The 22635-nt window shown below is 32.3% G+C and carries 22 protein-coding genes; 6 read left to right on the forward strand and 16 right to left on the reverse strand.

Annotation, left to right across the window (positions count from 1 at the left end; all coding sequences use genetic code 11):
• Positions 1–116 precede the first annotated feature (116 nt).
• The 3 genes from P0R33_RS18915 (at position 117) to P0R33_RS18925 (ending at position 3420) form a co-directional block, all read left to right on the forward strand.
• The gene (locus P0R33_RS18915) at positions 117–593 is read left to right on the forward strand and encodes a MarR family transcriptional regulator (RefSeq protein ID WP_276172722.1); all 477 of its coding nucleotides are present in this window, start codon (positions 117–119) and stop codon (positions 591–593) included.
• A 59-nt stretch (positions 594–652) separates the two neighbouring features.
• On the forward strand, positions 653–2071 hold the full coding sequence (locus P0R33_RS18920) for an MATE family efflux transporter (protein WP_276172723.1): 1419 nt from the start codon (positions 653–655) through the stop codon (positions 2069–2071).
• Positions 2072–2256: 185 nt separating this feature from the next.
• Positions 2257–3420, forward strand: coding sequence for a hypothetical protein (locus P0R33_RS18925; protein WP_276172725.1), 1164 nt, complete (start codon positions 2257–2259; stop codon positions 3418–3420).
• A 1-nt stretch (position 3421) separates the two neighbouring features.
• On the opposite strand, the gene P0R33_RS18930 is transcribed toward P0R33_RS18925, so the two are convergent.
• Positions 3422–3856 carry a DUF6526 family protein gene (locus P0R33_RS18930; protein WP_276172726.1) on the reverse strand — a complete coding sequence of 145 codons (435 nt, stop codon included), beginning with the start codon at positions 3854–3856 and terminating at the stop codon, positions 3422–3424.
• A 300-nt stretch (positions 3857–4156) separates the two neighbouring features.
• Positions 4157–4642 (reverse strand): DNA-deoxyinosine glycosylase, encoded by a 486-nt coding sequence (locus tag P0R33_RS18935; RefSeq protein ID WP_276172727.1) that lies wholly within the window; start codon positions 4640–4642, stop codon positions 4157–4159.
• A gap of 170 nt (positions 4643–4812) precedes the next feature.
• Here P0R33_RS18935 and P0R33_RS18940 point away from each other — a divergent pair, with 170 nt between their 5' ends.
• Positions 4813–5838 carry an AraC family transcriptional regulator gene (locus P0R33_RS18940; RefSeq protein WP_276172728.1) on the forward strand — a complete coding sequence of 342 codons (1026 nt, stop codon included), beginning with the start codon at positions 4813–4815 and terminating at the stop codon, positions 5836–5838.
• 257 nt (positions 5839–6095) lie between these two features.
• On the forward strand, positions 6096–7049 hold the full coding sequence (locus tag P0R33_RS18945) for a helix-turn-helix domain-containing GNAT family N-acetyltransferase (protein ID WP_276172729.1): 954 nt from the start codon (positions 6096–6098) through the stop codon (positions 7047–7049).
• A 198-nt stretch (positions 7050–7247) separates the two neighbouring features.
• Here P0R33_RS18945 and P0R33_RS18950 read toward each other — a convergent pair whose 3' ends face one another.
• The 7 genes from P0R33_RS18950 to P0R33_RS18980 form a co-directional block, all read right to left on the reverse strand.
• On the reverse strand, positions 7248–8447 hold the full coding sequence (locus P0R33_RS18950) for an FAD-dependent oxidoreductase (protein WP_276172730.1): 1200 nt from the start codon (positions 8445–8447) through the stop codon (positions 7248–7250).
• 39 nt (positions 8448–8486) lie between these two features.
• Positions 8487–8936 carry a low affinity iron permease family protein gene (locus P0R33_RS18955; protein WP_276172731.1) on the reverse strand — a complete coding sequence of 150 codons (450 nt, stop codon included), beginning with the start codon at positions 8934–8936 and terminating at the stop codon, positions 8487–8489.
• Positions 8937–8941: 5 nt separating this feature from the next.
• On the reverse strand, positions 8942–11752 hold the full coding sequence (locus tag P0R33_RS18960) for an AsmA family protein (protein ID WP_276172732.1): 2811 nt from the start codon (positions 11750–11752) through the stop codon (positions 8942–8944).
• Between the two features lie 109 nt (positions 11753–11861).
• Complete coding sequence (locus tag P0R33_RS18965; RefSeq protein WP_276172733.1) at positions 11862–12707, reverse strand: MlaD family protein; 846 nt, start codon at positions 12705–12707, stop codon at positions 11862–11864.
• A gap of 22 nt (positions 12708–12729) precedes the next feature.
• On the reverse strand, positions 12730–13509 hold the full coding sequence (locus P0R33_RS18970) for an ATP-binding cassette domain-containing protein (protein WP_276172734.1): 780 nt from the start codon (positions 13507–13509) through the stop codon (positions 12730–12732).
• Position 13510: 1 nt separating this feature from the next.
• Positions 13511–14269, reverse strand: a complete 759-nt coding sequence (locus tag P0R33_RS18975) for an ABC transporter permease (RefSeq protein ID WP_276172735.1) — start codon at positions 14267–14269, stop codon at positions 13511–13513.
• 272 nt (positions 14270–14541) lie between these two features.
• On the reverse strand, positions 14542–16812 hold the full coding sequence (locus P0R33_RS18980; protein WP_276172736.1) for a glycosyltransferase: 2271 nt from the start codon (positions 16810–16812) through the stop codon (positions 14542–14544).
• Positions 16813–17179: 367 nt separating this feature from the next.
• Between P0R33_RS18980 and P0R33_RS18985 the strand changes: the two genes are divergently transcribed.
• Positions 17180–17341 carry a DUF1328 family protein gene (locus P0R33_RS18985; RefSeq protein ID WP_276172737.1) on the forward strand — a complete coding sequence of 54 codons (162 nt, stop codon included), beginning with the start codon at positions 17180–17182 and terminating at the stop codon, positions 17339–17341.
• Between the two features lie 155 nt (positions 17342–17496).
• On the opposite strand, the gene P0R33_RS18990 is transcribed toward P0R33_RS18985, so the two are convergent.
• The 7 genes from P0R33_RS18990 to P0R33_RS19020 form a co-directional block, all read right to left on the reverse strand.
• Complete coding sequence (locus P0R33_RS18990; RefSeq protein WP_276172738.1) at positions 17497–17964, reverse strand: DUF1440 domain-containing protein; 468 nt, start codon at positions 17962–17964, stop codon at positions 17497–17499.
• 26 nt (positions 17965–17990) lie between these two features.
• Positions 17991–18500 (reverse strand): DinB family protein, encoded by a 510-nt coding sequence (locus P0R33_RS18995; RefSeq protein ID WP_276172739.1) that lies wholly within the window; start codon positions 18498–18500, stop codon positions 17991–17993.
• Between the two features lie 178 nt (positions 18501–18678).
• Positions 18679–18888 (reverse strand): hypothetical protein, encoded by a 210-nt coding sequence (locus tag P0R33_RS19000; RefSeq protein ID WP_276172740.1) that lies wholly within the window; start codon positions 18886–18888, stop codon positions 18679–18681.
• Between the two features lie 13 nt (positions 18889–18901).
• A complete protein-coding gene (locus P0R33_RS19005) occupies positions 18902–19282 on the reverse strand; it encodes a DoxX family protein (protein ID WP_276172741.1) in 381 nt (126 codons plus the stop codon).
• 247 nt (positions 19283–19529) lie between these two features.
• Complete coding sequence (locus P0R33_RS19010) at positions 19530–20261, reverse strand: GNAT family N-acetyltransferase (RefSeq protein WP_276172742.1); 732 nt, start codon at positions 20259–20261, stop codon at positions 19530–19532.
• Positions 20262–20332: 71 nt separating this feature from the next.
• Positions 20333–20938: a Crp/Fnr family transcriptional regulator gene (locus tag P0R33_RS19015; RefSeq protein ID WP_276172743.1), complete on the reverse strand. Its 606-nt coding sequence runs from the start codon at positions 20936–20938 to the stop codon at positions 20333–20335.
• A gap of 258 nt (positions 20939–21196) precedes the next feature.
• A complete protein-coding gene (locus tag P0R33_RS19020) occupies positions 21197–22615 on the reverse strand; it encodes a TolC family protein (RefSeq protein ID WP_276172744.1) in 1419 nt (472 codons plus the stop codon).
• Between the last annotated feature and the right edge of the window lie 20 nt (positions 22616–22635).

The raw sequence follows: 22635 nt of genomic DNA on the forward strand, positions 1-22635 counted from the left end.
AATCGTTCAAATTTCTTTTTTGATTCGAATTATTTGTTTGAAACAATTGAATATCAGTTAAATGATAATTTTTTTAAAAATAGTTGACATGTCATCCTTTTTTGTAAATTTGCATCATGGAAAAAACAAATGCAGATAAAGAAAGTGCTTTAAACATTGATAAAGAAGAAATAGCTGATAGCTTCTTTTTTCAAATTCATCGTATGAAAAGGGCAATTTTTAGAAGAACCAATGCGTTAATGACAGAAGCAGGAATTACTTTGCAGCTTGAACAATTGCCATTACTTATGATTTTACGCCATAGTGGATTTTCGCAGAGAGAATTGTCAGATAAGACAATGCGAGACAAATCTTCTATCTTGAGAAGTATTACAGCTTTAGAAAAAAAGAATCTAGTCGGCGTTGCCAAAGATAAAACCGATAAGCGAAAAAACATTGTAAGTCTTACTGAAGAAGGTTTTGCGATGGCAAAAGAAATTCGTTCTCTTATGAAAAGAGCTGAAGATGAGGTAATGTCTGTTTTTTCTCCAAAAGAAAGAATTGAAGCTTTAAATGTTGTGAAATCTTACGCAGACAAGTTAGAAACGCTTTAATTTTTTTTAAACTTTAAAAGTTGATATATCAACTTATTTTTTAATGTTATTTCGAATAAATGAAAAAAAATGAATTATTAGAAGGACCAATTCTTTCTTCACTATTAAAATTGGCGGTTCCGATTATGATTGCCAATTTATTACAAGCTGCATATCAGTTGGTTGATGCTTTTTGGGTTGGCCGATTGGGCGGAGATGCCGTCGCAGCAGTTTCAATAAGTACGCCTGTAATATTTTTAACAATTGCATTAGGAACTGGACTTGCCATTGCAGGATCAATTTTAATTGCTCAGTATTTTGGTGCTGGAAATCAGGAAATGGTCAATCACGTGGCAGCGCAGACTTTATCAATGGTTATTATAGTTTCGATTGTGCTGTCTATAATTGGCTATATTTTGAGTCCGTATTTTTTATATCTCTTAAAAGTAACGCCACAAGTTTATGTCGATGCTTTAGGATTTATGCGCGTAGCCTTTATTGGACTTGTTTTTAGTTTTGGATTTATGATTTTCCAATCGATTATGCGTGGAGTTGGACGTGTAACTTTGCCAGTTTATATAGTTTTAGGAACCGTTATTTTGAATTTTGCTCTTGATCCGTTATTTATTTACGGTTGGAATTTTATCCCTGCAATGGGTGTAAAAGGTGCGGCATTGGCAACTTTATTTACACAGCTTTTGGCAATTATAATCGGATTTGCGATTCTATTCAGAGGAAAACATGGCATTCATCTTCGTATTTCAGACTTTAAACCCGATTATAAACATATCAAAAAAGCTTTTGAAATCGGATTTCCTTCTTCAATAGAACAATCTATGCGAGCGTTAGGAATGATGGCGATTACTTTTTTAATTGTACGTTTTGGTACCTTGACAGTTGCTTCTTACGGTGCAGGATCAAATTTAATTCAGTTGATTTTGATTCCAGCTTTAGGTTTATCCATGGCAATTGCAACTTTGGTCGGACAAAATATTGGCGCTGGAAATATTGACCGCGCAACTCAAATTGCAAAATTGGGCGCTTATTTAGGTTTCGGATTATTAACGGGACTTGGTGTGATTGCTTTTATTTTCGCTCCGTATTTAATTGCGTTTTTCGTTCCAAACGATCAGGCAGTTATTGATGGCGGAACAGAATTATTAAGAATCACTTGCCTTTCTTGGGGATTTTTAGGTTTACAGCTTTGTTTAACAGGCGTTTTCCGTGCAGTTGGAAATACAAAATTGCCTATGATTCTGACTTTAGTTTCGCAATGGGTAATTCAGTTTCCGCTGGCTTTTATTTTATCGCATAATACTTCTTTAGGTAAAATTGGTATTTGGTGGGCTTTCCCGATTGCTTCGGTTCTAACGGCTTTAATTACTTTGGCTTTGTATGTAAAAGGAGATTGGAAAAAAGAAAGATTAACAGGCAAAACCAATAAGTTGATTGATAAAGTTGAAAAGGAAATTGTGAAAGAAGGGTTTGAGGTTAAGTAAGGTTCTGAGGTTCAAAGGAACAAAGGTTCAAAGGGACAAAGGTTTTGAAGAGACGCATTATTGTGCGTCTTTTTTTTGTTTTTTATTGAAGAACAGCTAAACCTTTGTTTCTTTGAACCTTTGTTTCTTTGTCCCTTAAAAAAAAACTTAGTATCTTAGAATCTTAGCAACTTAGAACCTTTTCCATGACTAGAAACTTAAAACGTTACTTCGTAAAATCTTTTATTGTATTAGCTTTAATTCATTTAGTTTATTTTCTCTATGGTTATTTAACTTTCAAAGGTTTAGGGAAAATAAATATTTATACCGAATTCTACAGATTTAAATTTTACGACGACGTTTCGATTTCGCATTTCTTTGTAAGCGGATTGTTTCTGTTATTCTTTCTGATTTTTTTAGTTAAAAACCATTGTAGAGAAAATTATAAAGGCGGAAATTTATTGAAAATTGCAACTTTTTTGCTGTTAATATCTTTTTTGACTTTTTCATTTTTTATTAGTTACAGTTTCGGAATGAATGCGAAACTGAAAACAGAACTGTCTGAAAAAGATTTTAATAAAGATAAAAAACTGTTGAATGTTTTAAATCCGTTTTTGTATGGTTACACTTCTTACAGTTCTGAGAAATTGTTTAATTACGAAAATATTTTATATCCGAAACCTTATCCTGTAATTAAACAGGAAGATACTATTTCTGCAGGCGAATATCCCATAACAGAAACAAGTTATTACAGTATCGATACCATAAAAGCATTGACAAGTAGTTTTAATAAAACAACCAATAAAGCAGATAGTATTCTGGATATTTTAGGTTTTGATAAAGAAGAATTGTACAAACGAATTCTTTCGAAAAGAGAATTTAATGATAGTACAGAAATCGTTTTTAAAAGCGTTTCTGTGCATCCGGAACATGATGAAGATATTTGTATTTTTCTAGAAAATAATTCGCTCTTTAATGCTGTAAAAGGCGATTCGATTTATAAACAGCAGCGTCAAGCGGCAATTGAACGTTACAATTTACTTTATAAATCGAAGAAAGATTCTCTAACTTATGTGTTTCAAAGATTGGACACTATTCTGAAAAAATACAATATAGAAACCAATTTGGTTCCGAAACAATTGACGCAAGATGTTTATCATTATAGAGATCATAATGAAGAATCATTAAACGGAATTAGAAATAATTTTGATAGAAAAGCACTTATTGAAAAATTTACGACTTTAGATAAATTATTCTACGAACCAAATTATCTGCATCCCAATATTTTAGGAATCTATTTTGTTGTAATTGCTGTAGTTTGGATTTTGTTGTTTCTGTTTTATCTTATTTTCAATAAAAGAAAAATATAAATTAAACTCTGTGATAATCAGCTTTCCAGTGTACGATTGCTTTTTTGATCGCATCGCCAGTTAAATTATTTTTTAAAACATCTTCTAGAAGCGGAATCAATTCGTTGTCTGGTGCAAAACGCAATGCAAATATTTGGTCGTCTGTTAGTTTGTATTCAAATTCTTCGAAGCGTTTTCCGGTTAGTGTAAAATAGCGGTAACGCATTTCTAGACGTACAATTCTGTTTTGCAAAGTAAGCGCATAATGCTGACGAAGCATAAATGCCAAGGCAAATAGAAATATAAAAACGACGCTTATAAAAGCCCAAATTAAGTGGTCTTCTGTTGTAATCGCAAAATAAATACTCGCAATTAGAAACAAAATTAATACAGGATAATAAACGAAATGATGTGGTTTATAAAACCGAATATGATTATAATAGGTCTGAATTTTCATGCGTTTTGATTTAAATGGTAGCCTATAAAAACAAAGCTACTCTATATTTCTATAGAGTAGCTTTTTCCCAAAAATAAACTAACATAACCAATGTTCTCTTTATAGACTAAACTTTTTACAGTTTGCTTTGTAAATTTTAATAAGAAGAAAGCCTTTCCATTTTCATTTGTCAAATCTTCAATATGGCTTATTTTTCTTTTTGTAAAATTACTTTAAGAGTGCTTGAAATTTGTTATACTTTAAAAGGAAAAAGTTACATGATTCCAATATTTGCCTTAAAATTGTATAAAACAGCCTTAATTATAAATGTGTTTCAATATGTTTCCATTGGTCTAATTTACTCTGAAAAGACTTGCTGGCGTTGGCAGGACTTGTAGAAGGCAATGTAAAGGTTTGATAATCTTTATTTAAATGAACGTATTTCCTAAAAAAGGAAGCAGCTTTCTGTCCGTTAAAGAAAATGGTGTTTATTTGGGGATGAAGTTCTAAAAAATTTTCAAAATCATTTGCGATTTCGTTTTTTATGGCACTGTCTAGGCTTCCAATTCGATCACAAAATTGTAAGACATCCCACAGTGCGACATCATTTTTAATTAACAGGTTTTTTCTTTCTTCGTAATTTTCTGAGAATTCTTCATTTAATATTTTAAACATAAATTTCCAGAAATTATTCTGGTTATGACCATAATACTGATTTAGTTCTAAGGATTTTGTTCCTGGCATTGTGCCTAAAATTAATATTTTGGAAGTTGGTGAACTTATTGGAGCAAAGGAGAAACTTTTCATAATTATTATTTCAATTCTTCAATTTATGTTAAAGTAAGCATTTATAAGGAATTATAAAACAAAACTGGAAAATTATATAACAATTTTGGTCTATGATTAAACGAACTTTGAATTCTCAGATTTTTACAAATAATCTGTTGGATACATTGTAGAATTTAAATCCGGCGACCATGAAAATAGTTACTATAAATACAGAGAAAACTCAGAATATTTTTGATGAACTTCATACTAATTTTGGAGGAAAAGTGACTTTTGACTTAGACGAATATACGTTGGAAGTTGAAAATAGTTTTGCAGAAGGTTCCATAATCGGAGCTTCTTTTAACGACGCTATTTCTTATGTTCAATTTGATATGACATTTTCTACAGATGTAAGATTAGATATTTTGAATGTGAAATCATCTCCTATTTATTTTGCTTATTGTTCTAAAGGAAATCTTTCGCATAGTTTCGGATTAAATGGGGAAGAGCGAAAACTAAAAACCTTTCAGACCGCTATCGTAACTTCTAAAGAAAATCAGGATAATGTTTTATTTTTTGAAAAAGGAAAAAAGACAAAATTGACGCTGATAATTGTTGGAACACAAAGTGATACAAAACAACAAGCGCAATCTTTAAATCAAAAGGTAAGAGATACATTTTTTGAAAACAATTTGGTTCAAGATTTCTTTTACATCGGTTCTTATAATTTACAAATTGCCGAAAAAATCGAGCAGCTTAATTCGATTACGCAAACCGGAATTGTTAGAAATCTTTTGAAAGAAGGAATTATGAGAATTATTCTGGCAATGGAAATTCAGCAGCATTCTGACGATTTACATGCTTTTGCAAACGAATCAAACGGTTTGACTTTGAGAGAAATGGAAGAAATAAAAGAACTTTCGGAGTTTATAAAATCAACTCCAGAAGAAGCTTTCTCTATTAAATCTCTGAGTAAAAAATCTGGATTGTCTCCAAACAAACTTCAAGAAGGTTTTAAAATGATCCATAATCGCACAGTAAACGATTACATCACTCATATGCGCGTATTAAAAGCAGAAGTTTTAATTAGAACTTCCGATCTAAATATTTCAGAAATTGTGTATTGTATTGGTTTTACAAGCAGAAGCTATTTCTCTAAAATATTCAAACAGAAATACAATTGCAGTCCGAAAGAATATAAATTTAATTTGAACTCTTTGGCTATTACAGCTTAGAAGAAGGTTCAAAGTTGCAAAGTTTCAGAGGAACAAAGATTTGAACTTTTGTACCATAATAAATAATGTAGTTAGCTATTAAGCCAAATATAAAAAAAGACTAAGATTCTAATAAACTAGTAACTTAGTCTTTTTTATTTATAAAGAAAAACTTTGCCTCTGTTAAACTTTGTCCCTTTGAACCTTAAAAAAACTTTTTGTCAAAAAAACTTTTTTTTTATACATTTGCATAACTGGTTATATAATTAATTATTGTTATGGAATTTTTTAATAAAGTTGGAAAAGTGGCTTTAGGAAGTCGTTTACGTTTAATGACAGCATCTTTTACAGACGATGCTTCTAAAATTTACGAATTATACGGAGTCGAGTTTAATCCTAAATGGTTTCCTGTGTTTTATACAATTGCAGAAGATAGAGAAATCACAATTACCGAAATTGCTAATGAAATCGGACATTCGCAACCTTCTGTAAGTAAAATTATTCAGGAAATGATTGGAGCTGGAATACTTGAAGAAGGCGTAAAAACGGAAGACAAACGTAAAAATAATGTTGTTTTAACAAAGAAAGGAATTGAGATTTCAGAGAAAATCAAACAGCAATTATTAGATATTGACGTTGCTGTTGAAGGTTTAATTTCTGAAGCAAAACATAATCTTTGGGCCGCTGTCGAAGAATGGGAATTTTTATTGCAGCAGAAATCACTTTTTAAAAGAGTTAGCGATCAGAAAAAACTTCGCGAAAGCAAAAATGTAGAAATTGTTACATACGATTCTAAATACAAAAAAGCATTTAAAGATTTAAATGTAGAATGGATTTCGACTTATTTTGAAATGGAAGAATCTGATTATAAAGCACTAAATAATCCGGAAGAATATATTATTAATAAAGGTGGCGAAATTTTGGTTGCTTTATATGAAAATGAACCAGTAGGTGTTTGCGCATTAATAAAATCAAATGTAGCCGATTATGATTTTGAAATGGCAAAAATGGCAGTTTCGCCAAAAGCTCAAGGTAAAAGCATTGGTTGGCTTCTAGGAAAAGCAATTGCTGAAAAAGCTAAGGAATTGGGCGCCAAAAAAATCTATCTAGAAAGCAACACGATTTTAAAGCCTGCCATAAACTTGTATTATAAACTCGGTTTCGAGAAGGTTTTCGGTTTAGAAACACCTTATAAAAGATGTAATATTCAGATGGAGTTGGTTTTTTCTTAGAGGGACAAAGGGACAAAGGTTCAAAGGGACAAAGTTTTTAAACCTTTGTCCCTTTGAACCTTATATATTTTAAATTTGTGTTTCTTCTATTGAGATGTGAATCTTAAGAAATTATTAATTCCGGATTAAAAAAGTATCGAGATAAAGTTTGTAAACCTTTGTTACTTTGTCTCTCTGAGCCTTTGCACCTAAAAAAAATTATCTTCCAAACCTATAATACTCTAAATCTGTATTTTTTTTATTGTGAAGAGAATCTAGAATAGAATTCATTGCCATTACGCTAAACGTAATTCCGTTTCCTCCGAAACCTAAAAAATAATGCTCGTTTCTTCTAGAATTTGGTTTTCCAAAATAGGGAAGTCCGTCTTTGGTTTCTCCAAAAGTTCCTGCCCAAGAATAGTCAATTTTAAACTCTAAATCTGGAAATCTTTTTAAGAATTGTCTCAAAAGATATTTTTCTTTTTTAGGAAGCAATTTATCACGTTTATTAGCATCTTTAAAATCTTCATCGCCTCCGCCCATAATGATTCTATTATCTTCTGTGGTTCTAATGTAATGGTAAGGTGAGGCTGTATCCCAAAATATGGCGTGTTTAAAATGTTCTGGCAGATCAGGCTGACTTTCAGAAGTAATTACATAAGTACTTTTCAAATCGACTACTTTTTCTTGCAGCGTTTCTGTGCTTTCATAACCCGTACAATGTATTATGTGGTCTGCTTTTATGGTGTGTTTATTTTCGCAAGTAGCAATAATTCTCCCTTTTTGATGCTGAATGCCAGTAATATTAGTTCGGTCATAAATCTGCATTCCTTTTTCATGACAATAAAAAAGCAATTCGTTAGCAAGTTTAAACGGATCCATAACAGCAGCGGTTTTAGATTCGATACCTGCAATTGCGTTTAAACCCATTTTTTGCAATTCAGATCTGCTGAGCCAGCTTACTTCGAAACCATGTTGTTTTCTCGATTTGAATTCATTTTTTAAAAAAGGAACATCTTTTTTTAAAGTAGTAAAATAGATGCTTTTTTTGAATTCGAAACCGCAGTCGCACCCAACGGCATCAATGATATTTCGAAGATCGAAAATAGCTTTTTTACCATTTTGATAACTTTCTATGGCGCATTTTGTGCCTCTAAGCTTGATTAGCTGATGAAGCGGAACATCAATTTCGTATTGTAATAAAGCGGTACTTCCAGAGGTGCTGCCTCCGCAAACATCTCTTCTGTCTACAAGAACAATTTTTTTGCCTTCATTTACTAATTTATAAGCCATTAAAGCTCCTGTAATACCACCGCCAATAATTAAAACATCGGTTGTGATATCAGAAGCTATAGAAGGATAACTGTGTTTCATGGCATTTTTTAATGGCCAATAAGTTTCGGTAGAGCTCAGTTTCATTTATGGTTATTTAAAGTTAAGTTTTGGTTGTATTTGGTTTTATTTTTTATGCTTTCTATTATGAAGTTCTTGTGCTTCTGAAATAGAATGTGAAGTTTTGATGCTTTTTTCTTTCTTAGCCAATTCGCTTAATCGACGGTAATATTTTTGAATGATAATCATTTCTTCTTCGGTCATTTCTTCAATATCAATAAGACTGTTGCTAGACATTTCGTTAGACGCTAAGAGCTCATTTAGTTTTAGCTGAATAGCAAGAGAATCTTTATTTTGTGCTTTCTGAATGAGAAATACCATCAGAAAAGTAATTATGGTTGTTCCGGTATTAACCAATTGCCAGGTTTCTGAATAATTAAAAATAGGTCCAGAAATAGCCCAAACAACCACAAGCAAAAATGCACTTATAAATGCTGTCGTGCTTCCGGTTGCTTTTGTAACTTTGGAAGCAAACGTTTCAAAAAATCCATTTTTATTTTGCTTTTCTTTTTTCATCACTATTATTTTTTGGATTTGCTGACTTTTTCTTTCTTGATTACTTTATTTCTTTTTTCATCATAAACCGCAGGATTAATTTCTTGCCCAGTTTTGCTGAAAATTTTAATTTTTGGAGCTTCATGCGTACCCGTAACTACGATAGGAAAACCGATAATTCCGAATAGAGGCAGACCTAGACGCATTCTAAGGTCAAGAAGTCCATCAAAGCTTGTAGTTCCTTTAATTGTTGGTCTAAAACCAGCCACTTTAAAGGTAAATGGCTCAACATTTATTAAGTTTTTATCAATAGTTGATTTAATTTCAATTCCTTTCATGTCTGGATTGTTCAAACCGTCTTGTCCTGTTTTAGAACTAATTCCGTCAAATAATTTCAAGCCTTGAATTTTTACATCACGCAGATTTATGGTTCCGCCGCCATTAAGCGAGGCGTAAATTGGTCCCATATTTCCATCTAAATCGCCTTTAACTTTATAATCGACAGAAATTATTCCATGTGCTTTTTCAGCTGCAGAAACCATATCATGGAACATCGGAATTTCTTTGTATGCCCTTTGGACATCGAAATCTTTGGCGGTGAAATGAGCGTCAAAATGTGCAGCTGTTGGAGATTCATCTTTATAAAAAGCATTAATTCCGACAATGCAATCAATGATGTTAAAGTTAATGTTTTCTAAGTAAAATCCTTCTTTTTTAACGCCAGTTTTTCCGTTAAGTTTGTTGATTATCAATCCGTTGTATTCTACTTTATCTGCATTTGCATTTAAGCTTACATTTAGATTTTTTGGTATCATTACAACACCGCTCATTTTCGGATGATCTTCTTTTGCATATTCAATTTCTGTTTTTTGATCTTTATTTTCTCCTTTTTCAAGCGCCATGAATTCGTCGACATTAATCAGTTTTGATTTTAAGTTGAAGTTTCCGCTTAAAGTTCCATTTGATTCTAGGAAATAATTAATGGTATTTAGCAGATAACCATTAATATCAAAATCGGATTTTCCGTAAGAGGCATAAAATTTCTCAAACCACATTTTTTCATTTTGAAAACGGAAATTTCCTTGTTTGATAAAAAAGGCTTTTGGAAACAATTCTGAAGTTGCTTTTATATTTTTAAGAATCAGAGTTCCTCTATTGTCTAGTTTGTCATATTGTCCAGTTGTGGCGTAGCTTTGTTTTCCTTTTAGAGAAAGATCGGCTTTGGCATAACCCGTTAAATCAAGACCTTTTTGAGAGAAAACCTGATAAATTCTTCCAACATTCAATTCACCTTTTATTTTTGCATTATAAGCCAAATCATTAAAATCTGATAATGCAGCGTTTATATAAACTGGATTTCCCTCAAAAGTGAATGACGCAGGCGCAACGGCAACAATTAAATCTTGAAAAGTTCCCGCTTTATTAAGCATATTTGCTACAAAAGTGATATTGGTAATTGGATTTGGATAATATTTTGTTTTCAGCCATCCGTTTCGCAAAGAAATACCGCCGATTGTTTTCGGAAATAATTTTTTTGAAGTGCTGAAAAGTCCTTTTGCCTGAATATCCGTTTTTAAAATTCCTTTCAAATCGAAATCACTCAATCCCAAAGCGGCATCAACAACCGCTAAATCTAAAGCGCCTTTTATGCTGGCGTCAATAGTCATTTCGTTCAAACCTTTACTGCGTAAATAAGCGTTGAAATAATCTTTTTCGCCCACTTTAAATTTTAAAGTTCTCAAATTGACCAACAATTGCTCGGTATCTAAAGACGGAAGAATGGCATTCAAATCCATTTGAAAATCTTTTAAAGGAACTGGCGCATCTTTATGATTTACCGAACCTTCATTAATTTTTAAATTGAAAGCCAAGTTTGGTTTTTGTTTTTTCGCTACATTATAATTGCCTTTAAAAGTCAATAATAAATCACTTCTTCCAGAAATTTCCGTTTTTTCTAACCAAGTCAAATATTCTGGAGGCATTACCGATAATAAATCTTTTACAGTTGTATTTTCTGATAAGGCTTTGATATCAATTTTGTATCCGTCTCGTAAAATGGTAAATAAGCCTGTGAATTTTAGAGGCAGTTTATTAATACGCAATTCGTTTTTCTGTAGAATAAAAGAAAGCGAGTTGGTATTGATTCGAGTGATTAATTCGGCACGAACTTCTTTTTTTCTAACATAACCTGTTCTGTCATAAAAGAAATCAAGATTATCAATTTTGGCATCTGTGGCAAGATCAAAAATATCTTCGCTTAAGTTTCCTTTACCAACATAATTGAAACCTTTTGCATCGACCAAAATTTTAGCCGAACGGTCATTGTATTTTACATGGCAATTTTTTATGTCTATTCTTTCTAATCGAATTGCTGTTCCTTCTTCTGGCGCATCTTTTTCGTCTTTTCGTTTTTCTGGCGCAACATAAATATTGTAATTAGCTTGACCTTTTTCATTCACCATTACATTAATCAAAGCATCAGAAACATAAAGTTTGTTGATCTTTACCTCATTGTCAAATAGTAATCTTTTGATGTCAATTCCAAAAGCAACTTCATCTGCCTTTAACAAAGTATCATTGCTAAACGGTTTAGAACCTGTTAATGATAATTTGTCTAACGAAACAGTCAAAGCTGGGAAGTGCGTAAAAAAGGAAAGTTTAGATTTTGTAAAATCCAATTTAGTGTCTAATCTTTCGTTGGCAATTTTCTTTACTTCAGAAGCAATTTTTCCAGGAAAAAGCAACGGAATAATAAACAACAAAAACAAAATCACCGCAATTGTAATTCCAGTGATTTTTAAAACTTTTAAGGCGGTATGTTTGAATGTGGTAGGCATATATGTAAGTTTTTGCTGTTTAAAAACGGCAGTTAAATGTAGATGTAAAAAGATTTATAAAAGATGAACAATTTGTTATAACTTATTAATATTTGTAATAAATTAGGAGTTACTTTTTCTTTTCAGCTTCTGCTTTTTTAGCATCTTCTTTTTGTTTTTCCTCTTTTTCTTTTTGTTCTTTCTCCTTCTGCTCTTTCAACTCTTTCTCCTTTTTTTCTTGCTCTTTAGCGGCTTTCTCTTTTGCTTCTTCTTGTTTTTCTTTCGCTTCTTCTATCTTTTTTTCTTTTTGCTTCTCTTTTTTCTTGTAGTATCCTCTTAAAAGAAAGTTGCTTTTTGCGGCTTCCATATTATCGCTAAAACCTTTTGTTCCAGATTCTAGATTATTTAAAGTATTAGAAACGCTATTCGCCATTTTATCATCTTTAACCAAACGTGCCAAAGCACCATTTCCGTTATTCATGCTATGGCTGAAAATGGCTATTTCATCTGAAATTACGCCGATATTATCCACGCTCTTTTTAACGCTTTTCATAATGTCGTGCATTTCAATTCCGTCTACAGAAGCGATTATGCCATTGTCTTCAATCATTTTTTGAGATTTCGCACCTGGCGTAATGGTCAAAACTTTATCGCCCATTAAACCATCTGATCCAATGCTTGCCGTAGCGTCGGTTTTAATGAATTTTCGAACATCTTCTTTCATCACCAAAACCACAATTACAGTTGAGTCATTTTTTAATTGAATCTGTTCGACCGTTCCAACATTAATTCCCGAAAAACGAACATTATTTCCAACTTCTAATCCGCTTACGGTTTTAAATTGAGAAGTGATATGAAAGGTAGAACCGAAGAGGTTTTTTTGTTTTCCAATAAAATATACGGCCATTACAAAAAGCAGTAAGCCAATTGTTACAAACATTCCTAATTTCCAAGTATATCCCGATTGCTTTTCCATGATTTCTATTATTTATTTTGCTTTATTCAAAAAATGAGCGTACCCATTCGTCTTCATCTTTTTCAAGTTCCTCGTATGTTCCTTCGGTATGAATTACACCGTCTTTTAAGACCACAATTCTATCGGCAGTCATTTTTGCGCAAGCCATATCGTGCGTAATAATTATTGACGAGGTTTTTTGTTTGTTTTTAATATCCAAAATCAATTCGCTGATTTCTCTTGATGTTATGGTGTCTAAACCAGTTGTAGGTTCGTCGTACAAAATGATTTCAGGTTTTAAGATTAGCGTTCGCGCTAAGCCGATTCTTTTTCTCATTCCGCCCGAAAGTTCCGAAGGCATTTTATCAACAGCTTCTGCTAAACCAACGCTTTCTAGTGCTTCCATGACTTCTTTTTCAATTTCATCTGCACTTAAATCGCGTTTGTGTTTACTCAATGTAAAAGCGAGATTTTCTCTAACTGACATCGAATCGTAAAGTGCTCCACTTTGGAACAAAAAACCAATTCGGACTCTTATGGCATTCAGCTCGCTTTTTGAGATATTAAGAACATTTTCGTCAAAAACTTTAATTTCACCTTTATCAGGTTCAATCAATCTGACAATGCATTTTATTGTCACAGATTTTCCTGATCCTGATTTTCCTAAAACCACAAGGTTTTCATCTTTATGTAAAATCAGATTTAGACCTTTTAAAATGGTATTGTCTTTTCCAAAAGTTTTATGCAGATCTTTAATCTCGATAATTGGAGATTGATCTTTTTCTTTTGTTTTTGGTTCTTTATGTATTTTTTCCTTTGTCATTTTAAAAGAATAAATCGGTTATTTGAACAGCAACCATATCGATAATAAAAATGCTTAGTGATGCGGTTACAACTGCAAAATTAGCTGCTTGTCCTACACTTTCTGTTCCGTTTGATGCGGTAAAACCTTTATAACAGCCGATCATACCAATTACAAATCCAAAAAAGAAAGTTTTAATCGTGGCTGGAAAAAGGTCTAAAAATTCTAAAGACTGAATAATCTGAGTTAAAAATCTATAGAAGTTAACGTCTCCGTGTATGTTTATGCCGACATATCCGCCAACAATTCCAATTGCATCAGCAAAAAAAACTAGAATAGGAACCATTAACGTACAAGCCAAAACTCTTGTTACTACTAAATAATTATATGGATTAACAGCAGAAACTTCCATGGCATCTATTTGTTCTGTTACTTTCATTGAACCAAGTTCGGCTCCAATTCCTGATGAAATTTTACCTGCGCAAATCAGCGCTGTAATTACTGGAGCAATTTCTCTAATTAGCGAAAGCGCTACCATTCCAGGAAGCCAAGATTCTGCGCCAAATTTTACCAGCGTCGGACGAGATTGTAATGTGAGTACCAAACCCATAATAAAACCTGTAATGGCTACTAGCGGCAACGATTTGTAACCAATAATATAACACTGTTTCAAAAACTCTTTGGTCTCGTAAGGCGGAATAAAAACCTCCTTAAAAAACTTCTTGGCGAATATTGTGGTTTCTCCAATTTCGGTGAATATATTTTTTAGGTTGAGAATCAAAATGTTTATGTTTTTAGTGTGAATTTTTTAATCGATAATCAGTTATTTAACAGTTTTTTGGACTTACTGAATTATAGATGAAAGTTAGCGCATTACTTGTTAAAATATTTTACACAAATTTTTTTCAGCCTTATATAATTTACATAACCATATAATAATTTTTAGAAAATGACGTTACTGGCTTTTCATAAAAAACAAAAAATCCCTTTCATTAAGAAAGGGATTTTTCGGGTTTTAAAAGAGAAGTATTTGGCTAGTTTTGCCTTATATCTTTATGAATTAATAGCAATTCCTGAACGGCTTTTCATTAACGGAATAACTTTGGACTGTGACATAGCTAATTTTTCCATTAACAATCTCGCTGTTAAAAAACAAACTGTAGATTCTGCACCTTGATTTAGATTTACATTTTCTTTTTCAAGTCCATCGTAACCACCGCCACTTACAGGATTGTACATAATTTGTCCTAAATGATTTTTACCTAAAAACCAATTAAAAGCAGATTTCATTTTTTTCTTGTACTGCGGAGTTTTAAATTCATTATAAAATGCATTTAAAGTCATAATGGTATATGCTACATCTATTGGCTGTTCGCCGTATTCGTGCGGTTCTGAACCTTTATGATGCCAGCTTTTATTTGAAATAGCTTTAAAGTTTCCTTTTACAAAAGTTTTAGAAATCAAGAAATCTAAAGAGTCTAGTGCAACTTTCTGATAAATAGGTTTATTGGTAATTAAATAAGCATAAAGCATAGATTCTGGTAAGATTCCGTTTCCGTATGTTAAATAATTTTCAAACCATTGCCAATCTTCTGTTGCTGTATCTTCGTAATTTGCCAATAATTTAGCATTTAGTTTATTGATAATTGCCGCAACATAAAGGTTTGGAACAGTAGTATGATACAAATACAATCCTTTTGTTGCAAAACCAATTGAACGCGGCGATTGAATGTTTTCTGCCCATTTTAATGAACTCAATAAACATTTTGCCGCTTTTTTAACAATTGCTTCAGGAAGAATATCAGACAATGAAACTACAGTTCCTAAAGCCCAAATTGCTCTTGCATTAGAATCTTCTAAATTAACTTCGGCATTTTGCTCAACATGTTCGCGGTTTTCTTGATCGACATAATTGATAAAATCACCTTTTGGCTGCTGACAACGTTGTATAAAATCTAAATAGATTAATATATAAGCTAAATCTTCTTTGTCTTGAGTTAATCTGTAATGTGAACAAAATGCAACCAATGCTCTAGCATTATCATCTAATGTGTAACCTGACTCTAAATCTGGAATTGAGATTTTGCTAAATTGGATGATACCTAAATCGGTAGTCATTTTTTTAATATGTTTTAGCTGAATTTCAGGATAACTGAATTTAATTTCTGCCGGATTATCAATCAATTTTATATAGGTGTTCATTTGAGTAATTCCAACATTTTCCCAAGAAGAAGCTCGCATTTTTGTGAATGAATTAATTCCCATTTCATGTCTTAAATTTTCATCTTCAATCAATTTAATTGCCGCGGCAGCAAATTGATCTGAATCTCCAATGTCGCACAAAATTCCTGAATCTGTTGTAAGGACTTCCTTAGTGTGTGGAATTTTAGAAGCCACAATCGGACAGGCACAACCCATCGCGTAAGAGAATGTTCCGCTAACTGCTTGATTTGGATCTTTAGAAGTAAACATGTAAATATCGGTAGCTTTTAAATATTCTAAAAGTTCATCGGTATCTAAATATTGATTTACAAATCGAACATTGTTTTGAAGATTTAATTCGGATACAATTCCTTCTAATTTTTCTCTATAAAGATCTACACCATCTTTAATTAAATTCGGATGCGTTTTCCCGATAATTAAATACAAAGCATTTGGCGCTTTTTCAATAATTTTTGGTAAAGCCTGTAAACCTGTTTCGATATTTTTTCCTTCACCCAAAAGACCGAAAGTTGAAAGTACTAATCTGTCTTGAATATTTAATTTTTCTTTTGCAGTTTCTGGTTTTTCATACACAACGATATGGGTTCCATGTGGTACGCAAGTAATTATTTCCTCATTAATATCATAATCACTAATTAGTATTTCTTTCGATTTATTAGTCATTACAAAAACCGAATTACTATAAGTAAGTAGCAATTTTACAAACGTTTTTAATTCGTCATTCGGATTTGGAATAACACTGTGAAAAGTATAAGTTACAGGTACTTTTATTGCATTTAAAAAATCTAAAAGAAAATCTCCATAATTTCCAGAAAACAAACCGAATTCATGCTGAATATGAACCAATTTTACGGCTTCGTCGGCATTAATTTCTTCTGCAACTTTAGCATATTCATCTCTGTTTTTAGTATTTAAGGTAAATGCTTGCGTTGGATTTTCTTTAGGTTCGCTAACTAGCTCACATACTTCGCATTGAATAGATTTACCGTAAACGTCTGTTATTCCTTTAATGGTATCTTGAGTATAAGTTGCAATGCCACATTGAGTTGGCGGAAAAGTTGAAAGAAAAACTATTTTTGATTTATTTGATATTTTTTTCATGAGGAATAAATTTTGTTCGGTTAATAACTCGTTAAGGTTCAGAATGCCATCTAGAGAATTTGTGGCAATGCCTAATGTTCATTTGAGCTTAAGCTCGTTCTGTAATTAATTTTAGATAAAATTACTTTGAGAAGGAAGCGACGATTAATCCAATCCATTAAAAAATTAACTCAAAAGCTTAAACATGGTAATTGTGTAAGAAAAAAAAAGTATAGTGAAAATATTAGGTATTTCACTGTTTTTTAATTAATTGAGTTAATTTAAAATAGGTATTGAGTTAACAAGATTTGTAGGAATAAAAGAAATTTGAGTAACAAACAAAACAGACTTGAATTAGTCATATTTAAAAACTTAAAAATCTAATATTATGTTACGTTACACAGTCATTTTTATAATTCTAGCTATAATAGCCGGAATCTTTGGTTTTGGTGGTATTGCCGCTGGAGCTGCAAGTATTGCAAAAGTTTTATTCTTTATATTTTTAGTGTTATTTATTATTTCACTAATTACAGGAAGAAGAAAAGTATAGTTTTTTTTTAAGGTTCAAAGGTTCAGAGTTGCAAAGGTTCAAAGTTTTAGCCTTTGTGGTTCTGAACCTTTGCCTCTTTTTATCTTAATCGTAGCTTTTTAGGTTCAAGGTTTTAGCCTTTGTCCCTCTGAACCTTTGCCACTTTGTACCTTATTTCAGTACCATTTTGCGTAGTATTTCCTAGTAATAAAAGCTATCGGCATTCCGACACAAAAAATTATAATTAATATAGAAAGTAACAATGCGAAGTCTAAATTCTTTTCTGGAAGAACTGGAAATACTATCGGAAGCACAATAAGATTCATTACTACCCAAATAAAGAATCCATAACAAAATCCGGAGAGAAAAGTATTGATTCTGAAAAACGGAATGTACGGGAAAATTTTGAAGTAAAACCATGCAAATATAAAAGCAATTAAAAAATGAAGTCCTAAACCTGCAAAAGTCATTTCTGTTCCTGCTGTGTACGCTTCTTTTTTAAAGATACCACTTGCAATAGATTGCAGTATTTTTTCGGCTGTTGTTTTATGAAGAATCACCGAGTAGATTAAAATAGCCGCAGTAATATCTAAAGTGCCTGCAACTAAACCAGATGAAACAATGGTTCGTACTTTTGATCTCATAAAAAAGGGTTTTGGTTAAATGCTAGTTAATTTTTTTTGAGGGTTTCATAAATCGATTTTAACTGATGCGTATGCCTCTGTGTATGAATAATTGCAAAATGAAGCCATTCGTAAATGGTAAAATTCTCAAAACCTGGAATTTTCGCATCAAGACAAGTCAAAGTTAAATCGTAAGTTTCTGCAGCTTCAAATAAATCTGTTTGTATTTTTTTTATTGAAGCCAATAAAGTGTTTTTATCATATTCAATTGCAGCAGGTTTTATATTTTCGGGAGATTGGTATTTGGTGTTGAAATCTAGAAATATTCCATCTAATTTTTTACAGTTTTCATCTGGTTCACGAGTGGTTTTTTCTGTTTTTCCTGCAAATAATTGCGGCAAACCAGAACAAGCCAGAATAATGTGCTGAACGGTTTGAGCTCCAGTCCAACTTTCTGCAAAAGGTACAATATTGATTTCATCTTTAGTAAAGGAAGAAAAAACATCGTTTAGTTTAGTATATGTTTCTAATATTGTATTTTGAATAGCACTTTCCATCTTTTAAATTTTAAAAATTAATTACTAACATTCCATGCTTGCCGCAAGGTTTTAAGAACCTACAGTGCATTTTTCTGTTTAAGTAAATTGTATAGAATTTGGGGAAATGATGGTATGTCAAATATACGATAAAAAACAATAAAATGCTAAATATCAATAATTTGAAAGTTGTTAATTTTTACGGAAGCACTTCGCAAGAGTAGCCATGAAAATTTAAAACGTCAATGATTTTGGTATTCGAAATGGAGGGCGAATGAATGCGAAGGACTTTATCACAATCTTCTAAATCAAAAGTGATCAAGCTGTTTGGAAAATGCTCAAGAAGTTTGTCAATGATCATTTTGCATTGCCATTCTTCTTGAACATTTGTTTTAAAAACTTCAATCATAAAGTTTTGTTTTTTAGAGCGCTATGTTTTTATAACGCTGTATTTTATGATATGTTATGTAAGAAGCAACAAGAACAGCCAGAACAATCAAAGGGAAAAAAGATTGAAAATTGATTCCGTCTACAGCGAAATGGCTAATTGATGCAAAGATGAAATCGAATGCAAATCCGGCATAAGCCCATTCTTTAATTCGTCCTGGAACTTGCGGAATAATTAGTGCTAAAACGCCAAGTATTTTAAATACGACTAAGGCATTACCGAAATATTCCGGATAACCAAGATGTCTGATTCCTTCTTTAGCCATTTCTGATTGAGAAGTTAAAGCTGGCATAACGCCTTCGAATAAAAAAATAAGGATTGTAGTTGTCCAGAAAATGATTTTGGTTGTTTTCATGTAGATTAAATTTTAAATAGTTATTGGTTAATGTGTTACAAATGTACTATTCTTATTTTTTCATGAAATAGGTATTTACGACTATTTTAGGGGCATTTGGGACATTTGTTGATTTTAGATTTTAGAAAATAGATTTTAGATTGAAAATAGTTCTCGCAAAGACGCGAAGTCGCAAAGTTTACTTTTTAAGTTTTTTTTGTGACTTCGCGTCTTTGCGAGATATTTGTGTAGTTGCTTAATTTAAAATTTACGCCAACTGATAATTTGTAATCGTAAACAAATCTTCAAAACCCAATCTCGTGTAAATGCCTTTTCCTAAAGCCGAAGCTTGCAATTGTGCATAATCACATTTAGCATCGATTGCTTCGTTGATTGCAAATTTCATGATTTCTTCTGCAAAACCTCTTTTTCGCATTTCTGGAACAACGCCGACACCGTGAATTCCCATTGTTTTTTCGGTTTGAAAAAGCGTTAAGGTTCCAATTGCTTTTCCTTCAAAATGAACTAAATAAAACTTTGCATTTTCGTAATTATTGACTAAAGTTTCTTTACTGATTACATAACTAAAAGACAGCGGATAAATATCTGACCAAGTTTTGGCATCTTCTTTATTTAAAACTCTTTTGAAAGTAAGATTGTTTTGAAGTGGAAATTTTTCTTCTAGTTTTAAAGCCATTGCTACAAGCTGAATTCGGATATGAAAGCCATTTTTCTCAAAAAGATCTTTAGAATTGCTTCCGAAAATATCCCAATACGGAACAACCAAACCTGGATTTTTCTCCATGATTTCCTGAATTAGAGGAAAATTTTCTTCGGTAATATCTTCTCTAGACCATAATCTATTTGGCCAGCCCGAATTTTTGATTTGAGAAAACTCAAAAGGATCATTTTTATGATAAGAAAGGAGAGGAATGGCAACGGTTTTCCAAAGAGTGGTAAGATTGTCAATATTGTCTTTTATAAGTTCTATATTGGTCATTGTGATAACGGTTTTGAATTATAAAGCAAAGATAAATTTGATCTCCCAGAAAAACCTTTACATATGTTGATTTACAAATCTTTTTCCAGATTTTTTCTGATTCGGCTTAACTGTGTTGGCGTGATTCCTAAATGAGAAGCGATATGTAATAACGGCACGCGATCGGCAATAGTTGGATGTTTTTGTAGAAGGCTGACATATCTTTCGGTTGCGTTTTGCATGACAAGCGCGACTTCTCTTTGTTCTTTATCAATAATCCAGTTTTTTTCTAAATGAGCAATATAAAAGTTTTTAAGATCTTCATTTTCATTGATTAATGAAACGTATTTTTTATAATTAAGATTGATGATAATGGAGTCTTCCAAGGCTTCAATTGTAAAATTAGAAGGCGATTGCAGCATTAATGAAACTTTAGAACCTGCAAAATAATTTTCCATAAAAAGATTTTTGTTATAGAAATTCCCCTGCTGATCTGTGATAAAAGCTCTTAAAATACCTTTTGCAACGAAATGAAGATTTTTAGCGATTTCTCCATTTTCTAATAATTTTTCTCCTTTTTTAAGGGTTTGAAATTGTGCTATGTTTTCAATCAATTTCCAAGAATTTTCAGAAATAGGATAGTAGTTGTCAATGGTCTGTTTTAGATTGTTGAGGTATATTTCTGGATTGAAAGTCATAGATTGTTTTGGTTTTGCCGCGAAGACGCTAAGGCACAAAGTTTACTGCCACGAATTTCACGAATTTTCACGAATTATTTTTATAATTATTTCAAGAAAGAAAAAGAAATTAGTGAAAATTAGTGAAATTCGTGGCAAACAAAAAAACTTCGCGTCCTAGCGCCTTAGCGGCCAAAACTAAAAAACGCCATGAAACCCAAAGGTCTCACAGCGTTTTCATCTCAAAAAATAAATAATTAACGGGTAATGTAACAGGTATTATTTCCAGCCTCCGCCTAGAGCGCGGTACAAATCGGTATTGGCTGTAAGTTGTTGTCTTTTTAAATCTGCTAATTCTAGTTCGCTTTGCAATAGATTTGCTTGTGCTGTTAAAACTTCTAGATATTCGGCTAATCCATTTTTGAATAATAAATTGGCATTTTTAATTGCTTGTTGTAACGTTTTTACTTTTTCTTTTAAGAAAGTTTCCTGTTGCTGTAATTTCTCTACTTTAACCAAAGCATCCGAAACTTCTCTCACAGCAACCAAAACAGATTGTCTAAAAGCTAAAACTGCTTTTTCTCTTTCCGCGACAGCGATATTATATTGCGTTCTTACTCTTTTGTTGTTTAAAAGAGGTTGTGTTAAACCACCTGCAACAGTTCCGAACAATGAAGCCGGAATATTGAACCAATTGCTGGTTTCGAAAGAGTTTAATCCGCCTTGCGCTGTAATTCTTAGAGCCGGATATAAATCCGCTTTTGTGATTCCTACGTTTGCGTTTGCAGCTTTAAGAGCCAATTCGGCACTTTTTACATCTGGTCTTCTGCTTACTAATGTAGAAGGAACTCCGATTGCGTTATTATTTTTAACTTCAATTGCGCTTAAACGAACAGATCTTTCTTTTGAATTTGGAAAAGAACCTGTTAACACACTCAAAGCATTTTCCTGAATCGCAATGTTTTGTTCCAATAACGGAATCAATTGCGCTGAGTTTAATTTCTGTGCTTCCGATTGTTGAATTGCTAAGTTTGTTACCTGACCAGCATCGTATTTTAATTTGATAATATTGGTTGTACTATCATTTAAACGAAGATTTTGTCTCGCAATATCCAATTGCGCATCCAACATCAAAAGATTATAATATCCTCTAGAAACATTGGCAACAATATTGGTCTGCAATGCTTTTTTTACTTCTTCAGATTGAAGATATCCTGCATAAGCCCCTTTCTTTTGGTTTCTGATCTTTCCCCAAATATCAGCCTCCCAAGAAAGAGAAGCTCCAGCAGAATAGTCGTCAATATGTTTAGCACCAATTGCCTGATTTAAGTTCAATCCCGTGAAACTATTGTCAGACGGATTGCTTGTACTTGCGTTTATAAATAAGTTAACCTGAGGCACATTTCCCCATTTTGACTGTGTAAAACGGTATTGCGCAATTTCGATGTTCTTTTCGGCAATCTGCAAGTCGTTGTTTCTTGCAACGGCGCTGTCAATTAATTTTATAATATCTTTTTCTGTAAAGAAATTTTTCCACTCCACATCGGCAATACTAGTTGTATCACTCGAAACCGATGCATTCCTGAAATTCTCAGGAAATGCATCTTTTGGAGTTTCAATATCCTTAGAGACTTTACAGGATATTAAGGTCGTGATCAGAATGGCGAAGGTCACGATTTTGGTTATATGATTTTTCATTTAGTTTTTTATTAAAATTC

The organism is Flavobacterium sp. YJ01 (assembly GCF_029320955.1).
Lineage (GTDB): Bacteria > Bacteroidota > Bacteroidia > Flavobacteriales > Flavobacteriaceae > Flavobacterium.